Genomic DNA, 5,332 nt, shown 5'->3' with positions numbered 1-5,332 from the left:
CGACGACGATCTTGGCGGAGGTGGTGGCGCGGCTGGGGGCGGCCGCGTTAGAGCTTGCGAAGTCCACTGAGGACCCTTTCGAGCAGCGTGACGTCGGGCTGGTTGCCGGATTCACCGCCGGCTGCGGGCTGGTGGATGGCGACCAGGCCGGCCTCGGCCAGGTCCGCCACGAGAATGCGGGCCACCCCCAGGGGGAGGCCGAGCAGGGCGGAGATCTCCGCCACCGACTTCACGTCGGAGGCGCACAGCGAGCAGATCCGCTGGTGCTCGGGCAGCAGCGTGGCCATCCGGGCCGGGTCGACCGACGCGGAGACCAGTGCTTCCAGGGCGAGTTCGTAGCGCGGCCGGGTCCGTCCGCCGGTCATGGCGAACGGGCGGATCAGCGGCTCGGCGTCCTCGTAGTCGTCGAACCCGTCGTCCTCGTAGGGCTGTTCGACGTGCGGCGCCTCGTAGCGGTGCGGCAGGTCGGCGGGGTCGTGCGGGAACGCCTCATGACCGGGGTAGGCCTGGCCGTATCCGTCCGGCTGCGGGTACCAGCGCGGGTCGGACTGCGGGGGCAGGTACGACTGGCCACCGTTGTCGAACTGCGGCGCGTACTGCTGCTGCTGACCGTGGCCGACGCCGGGAGTCCCGAAAGCGTCGTGGCCGGAGCCCGCGTACGGGACGCCGAACTGGCCACTGTGGTCGGGCGGTGTCACGGTTCATCTCCTCGGGGTGCGGCGGTGCGTAGCGGGCCGCGTCGCCGGAGGAGCGCCGGGGCCGGTGGTGCGAAGGCCGTACAACGCCCGGTCCCGAGGCCGCCGAAGCGGCCTCGGGACGGGCAATGAGGTCTTTCGAATACCAGGACGGTATCCGACGAACCGTCAGTGCAGGAGACTGCCCTGGAGTTCGGCCCGCAGAGCGGGCGTCAGGACCGCGCCCGCGCGGTCCACCAGGAGGGCCATCTCGTAGCCGACGAGACCGATGTCGGAGTCCGGCGAGGCGAGCACCGCGAGCGCGGAGCCGTCGCTGACCGCCATCAGGAACAGGAAGCCCCGCTCCATCTCGACCACGGTCTGGGTCACGTCGCCGCCCTCGAAGATCCGGCTGGCGCCGGAGGTCAGCGAGCTCAGCCCGGAGGCGACGGCGGCAAGCTGGTCGGCGCGGTCCCGGGGGAACCCCTCGGACATGCACAGCAGCAGACCGTCGGCGGAGACCACCACCGTGTGCGACACCCCGGGGGTGTTGTCCACGAAGTTGGTGATCAGCCAGTTCAGGTTCTGTGCGGCCTGGCTCATCTGGGTCAACTCAACGCTCCTGCTGGTTCGAGCCGCCGAAGAGATCGGTGCTGCTGTTGTGCGGTCCATCACCGTACGCCCCCTGGTCGGGGTCGATCCGGAAACTACCGGTGGTCCCGGAGTCGCCGCCGGCCTGGCGGCCCTGCTCGACGCCGCGGCGCAGGTTGGTCAGGCGGCCGCGTACCTCGTTCGGGTCGCGGGAGACCTGCGGGCCGTCCTGCGGGGTGGGCTTGGCGTTGCCCGGCACCAGGTTCTGCCGCGGCACGCGGCGCGGCAGACCCGACGGGGTCGTGCCCGAGGTGGAGGGCTCGCGGAGCTTCTCCGCGCGCTGCCAGTCGCCGTCGTTGGGGGACTCCCACTCGCTGGGCGCGGAGGTCGGGCCGGTCGGGCCGTAGCCGCCGAGCGCCGACACGTCGTGGCCGCGCGACTCGACGGGCGCCGAGGTGTCCTTCGCGCCGGTGAACCAGTTCGGGCTCTCCGCGCCCGGCCCGCCGGCCGGGCCCGCCAGCTGCTGGCCGGGCCGGCGCTGCGGCAGCCCGCCGCCGGTCGACCCGCCCGGGGCCGGCGGCAGCGCCGGCAGCTCCTCCGCCGGGTACGGGTGCCCGGCGGGCTCCTCGTAGCGGTAGTCCTGCTGCTGGTACTCGTCGGCGTACTGCGCCTGCGGGTACTGCTCGTCGCCGTACTGCTGCTGGTCGGCGAACTGCCCGGCGGCGTACGGCTGCTGGTACTCGTCGCCGTAGCCCTGGCCGGCCTGGAACGGGTCGTCCTGGAAGCCGGCCGGCGCGTACGGGGCCTGGTACCGGCCGGGCGCGTACGGGTCGTCCTGGTAGTGCTCGCCGGGCGTGTACTGGTCACGGCCGTAGCCGCTGTCCTGGTAGCCGTAGGCGTCGTCCTGGGCGGCCTGCTGGGGCTCGTAGGCGTCCGTGAAGGGGTCGGACTCCGGACGGCGGTAGTCGTCCGCGTACGGGGCCTGATAGCCGTTCTCGGTGCGGTCGTCCCCGGCGCCGTAGGGCGACTCCAGGATCTCCGCCTCCATCGGCTCCTCGAGGGCGGCGCCCGGACCGATCTCCAGGGCGGCCCGGCGGCGCTGCTCCTCCAGGCGCTGCGAGCGCTGCATGGACTCCAGCGCGGGGGAGAAGCCGTTGCCGCCGGGCAGGCCGCGGCCCGGCAGGTGGTCGTCGAAGCCGAGTTCGGCGGCGGTGCGCTCCTGGCCGTCGAAGGACCACTCGGCGGGGGTCTCCTGCTCGGCGAAGATCCGCGAGACGGTGAACTCTTCGTTCTGCGGCTCGGGCACCGCGACCAGCGAGGTGAGCTGCTGCGGCAGCATGACCAGCGAGGTGGTGCCGGCCGACTCGCCCGAGGGGCGCAGCTGCACGCGGATGTCGTGCCGCTGGGACAGCCGGCCGACCACGAACAGGCCCATGCGGCGGGAGATGGTGGCGTCCACGGTGGGCGGTTCGGCGAGCTTCTCGTTGATCTCGGCGAAGTCCTCGGCGGTCAGGCCGATGCCCTTGTCGTGGATCTCCACCAGCACCCGGCCGTCCGGCAGGCTGGTGGCGTTGACCAGCACCCGGGTCTGCGGGGAGGAGAACGAGGTGGCGTTCTCCAGCAGCTCGGCGAGCAGGTGGACGAGGTCGGTCACGGCGGGGCCGACCACGTCGGCCTCGGGGATGCCGGCCAGTTCGATGCGCTCGTAGTGCTCCACCTCGGAGGCGGCGGCGCGCAGCACGTCGACCAGCGGGACGGGCGTGTTCCAGCGGCGGCCGGGCTCCTCGCCCGCGAGGACGAGGAGGTTCTCGCCGTTGCGGCGCATGCGGGTGGCCAGGTGGTCCAGCTTGAAGAGGTTCTCCAGCTGGTCCGGGTCGGCCTCGTTGTTCTCCAGGTCGGTGATCAGCGACAGCTGGCGCTGGATCAGGCTCTGGCTGCGGCGCGACAGGTTGGTGAAGATCGCGTTGACGTTGCCTCGCAGCAGCGCCTGCTCGGCGGCCAGCGAGACGGCCTGCTGGTGGACCTGGTCGAAGGCGCGGGCGACCTCGCCGATCTCGTCCGTGCCGTGCAGCGGGATCGGGGCGACCGAGGTGTCGACCCGCTCCGGGTCGGTCTTGGAGAGCTTGTCGACCAGCTCCGGCAGACGGTGGTTGGCGATGTCCAGCGCGGCGGTGTTCAGGGTCCGCATGCCGAGGATCATCGAGCGGGCGATGTAGCCGGTGAGCAGACCGGCCAGCACCAGCGAGGCGATCACGATCAGCGCGTTGAGCACCCAGTCGGTGAACGCCCGGTCCTTGATGCCCTGGGCGTCGGCGACGACCTGGTCCAGCAGCTCGGTCTCGGCCGTGCGCAGCGCGCTCATGTGGCTCTTGGTGGCCTGGTCCCACAGCGGGCGGGTCAGGCCGTCGGCGCCGGCCAGGTCGACGATCCGGGTGGCGGCGTCGCGGTTGGAGGCCGCGGTGGCCAGCTGGCTGCCGTAGTTCATGCCGATCGCGAGCAGCGAGATCATGCTCGGCATGGTGCGGCCGTCCGGCATACGCAGCGGCAGGCGCTGGTCGGCGGTGGTCTGGGCGACCTCGGCGTCCGCGTAGACCTTCACCTCGTCGCTGCTGGACGCGGTGTTGAACTCGTCGCGGGCGGTCTGCTCCAGCTTGGCGGCGACCTGCAGACCCTGGATCAGGTCCTGGCCCTCGTGGCCGTCCACGCCGCCGACGCCGAGGCCGACCAGCAGGTGCAGCATCAGCGCGCGCTGGGCCGAGGCGGCCGCCTTGGCCAGCGACATCGCGTAGATGGCGCGGCCCTTGGAGGTGACGTTGGTGGAGCCGAAGCCGACCGAGTTGTCCATCGACAGCAGCGGCGCGTACATCATCGAGTACGCGTTGATGGTCGCGGTCGCGAACAGCTCCGGCTTGTAGGCGTTCTGCCGCAGGTGGGGGAGCCACGACACCATCGACTCGAACTGGCCGTTGCGGCGGGCGACGGTCGCGTCGTCCTTGATCTTGGAGAAGGCGGAACGGTACTCGGCCAGCGCCTGGTCGGTCTTGTCCCGGAGCTTCTTCACCTCGCCCTGGTCGCCCTGGCCGGTGAGCAGCGGCACCAGGCTGTCGTCGCGCTCCTGTTCCAGGGCGTCGGCCAGCTTGGTCGCGGCGCTCGCCAGCTTCGCGATACGCACCGCGCGGTCGGCGTTGCTGTAGTCGTCCAGCGAGGTGTTGACGCGCAGGCCGCCGAAGACCAGCGCGATCACCACGGGGATGACCAGGATGGCCACCAGGCGGGTCGGCACCCGCCAGTTCAGCGGCGACAGGAAGTCGGCCCGGCCGCCGCCGCTCTGACGCTTGCTCTCCTTGGCGGCGCCGGCCCGCTCGGCGGACTCGCCGACGGCCGCGGGGGCGGTGCGCTGCGGCTCGCCGCGGTCCTCGGCCGCGGTGAACGCGGAGAACTGACCTGTGGTCCGGCCGCTTGCCGGTTCCTGCTGGCGGGGCTCTGAGCGCCGCTGCGGGGTGACTGGCTGCTTACGCCTCACTCGACAACAACCTCTCGACCGACTGGCGGCCATGGATCAATCCGGCGGCTACCCCCCGACGGGCCGCGACCCGCTCGGATACTACGGGGTAGCTGGAATTCAACACGAGCCGGAGAAGCGGACAAACGGCTGCCCCGCCCCGCACGCCCGGGGAGGAAAGTGGACATTTGCGGCGGAACTTCCGCAAAGGTCTAGGCCATTGGCGCGGACCGGAGCCGGACGACTACGTACTGTCAGGAAAGCCCGGCAAATGTGCTGGTCGAACTGTTACCGGGGACGCGAACCATCCTTGGTACGCGCCCCCGGCGGGGCCCTGCTCCACTCACCGCAGGCGGGCGAGGAGGGCGTGCTCGACGAGGGTGATGAGTGCGCTCTTGGCGCTGTCCCGGCGTCGGGCGTCGAGGGTGACGATCGGGATGTCCGCGCTGAGTTGCAGTGCCTCCCGTACCTCGTCGCCGGTGTGGGGCTGGTGTCCGTCGAAGCCGTTGAGGGCGACGACGAAGGGGAGTCCCGAGTTCTCGAAGTAGTCGAGGGCGGGGAAGCA

Annotated in this window: 3 protein-coding genes and 1 pseudogene; all 4 read right to left on the bottom strand. The window is 71.5% G+C overall.

Going from position 1 to position 5,332, the window contains the following annotated elements; translation table 11 throughout:
- Positions 1 to 47: 47 nt before the first annotated feature.
- Complete coding sequence (locus ACFYST_RS36475) at positions 48 to 698, bottom strand: DUF742 domain-containing protein (RefSeq protein ID WP_387649955.1); 651 nt, start codon at positions 696 to 698, stop codon at positions 48 to 50.
- Between the two features lie 165 nt (positions 699 to 863).
- Positions 864 to 1,277 (bottom strand): roadblock/LC7 domain-containing protein, encoded by a 414-nt coding sequence (locus ACFYST_RS36470; protein WP_387649956.1) that lies wholly within the window; start codon positions 1,275 to 1,277, stop codon positions 864 to 866.
- Positions 1,278 to 1,287: 10 nt separating this feature from the next.
- Positions 1,288 to 4,788: a nitrate- and nitrite sensing domain-containing protein gene (locus ACFYST_RS36465; protein ID WP_387868752.1), complete on the bottom strand. Its 3,501-nt coding sequence runs from the start codon at positions 4,786 to 4,788 to the stop codon at positions 1,288 to 1,290.
- A 322-nt stretch (positions 4,789 to 5,110) separates the two neighbouring features.
- Positions 5,111 to 5,332, bottom strand: a pseudogene (locus ACFYST_RS36460) (ATP-binding protein); the annotation flags it as partial.

The organism is Kitasatospora sp. NPDC004614, from assembly GCF_042873675.1.
Lineage (GTDB): Bacteria > Actinomycetota > Actinomycetes > Streptomycetales > Streptomycetaceae > Kitasatospora.
Note: the sequence above shows the minus strand (reverse complement) of the source record. Positions and strands in the feature narration are given on the sequence as shown.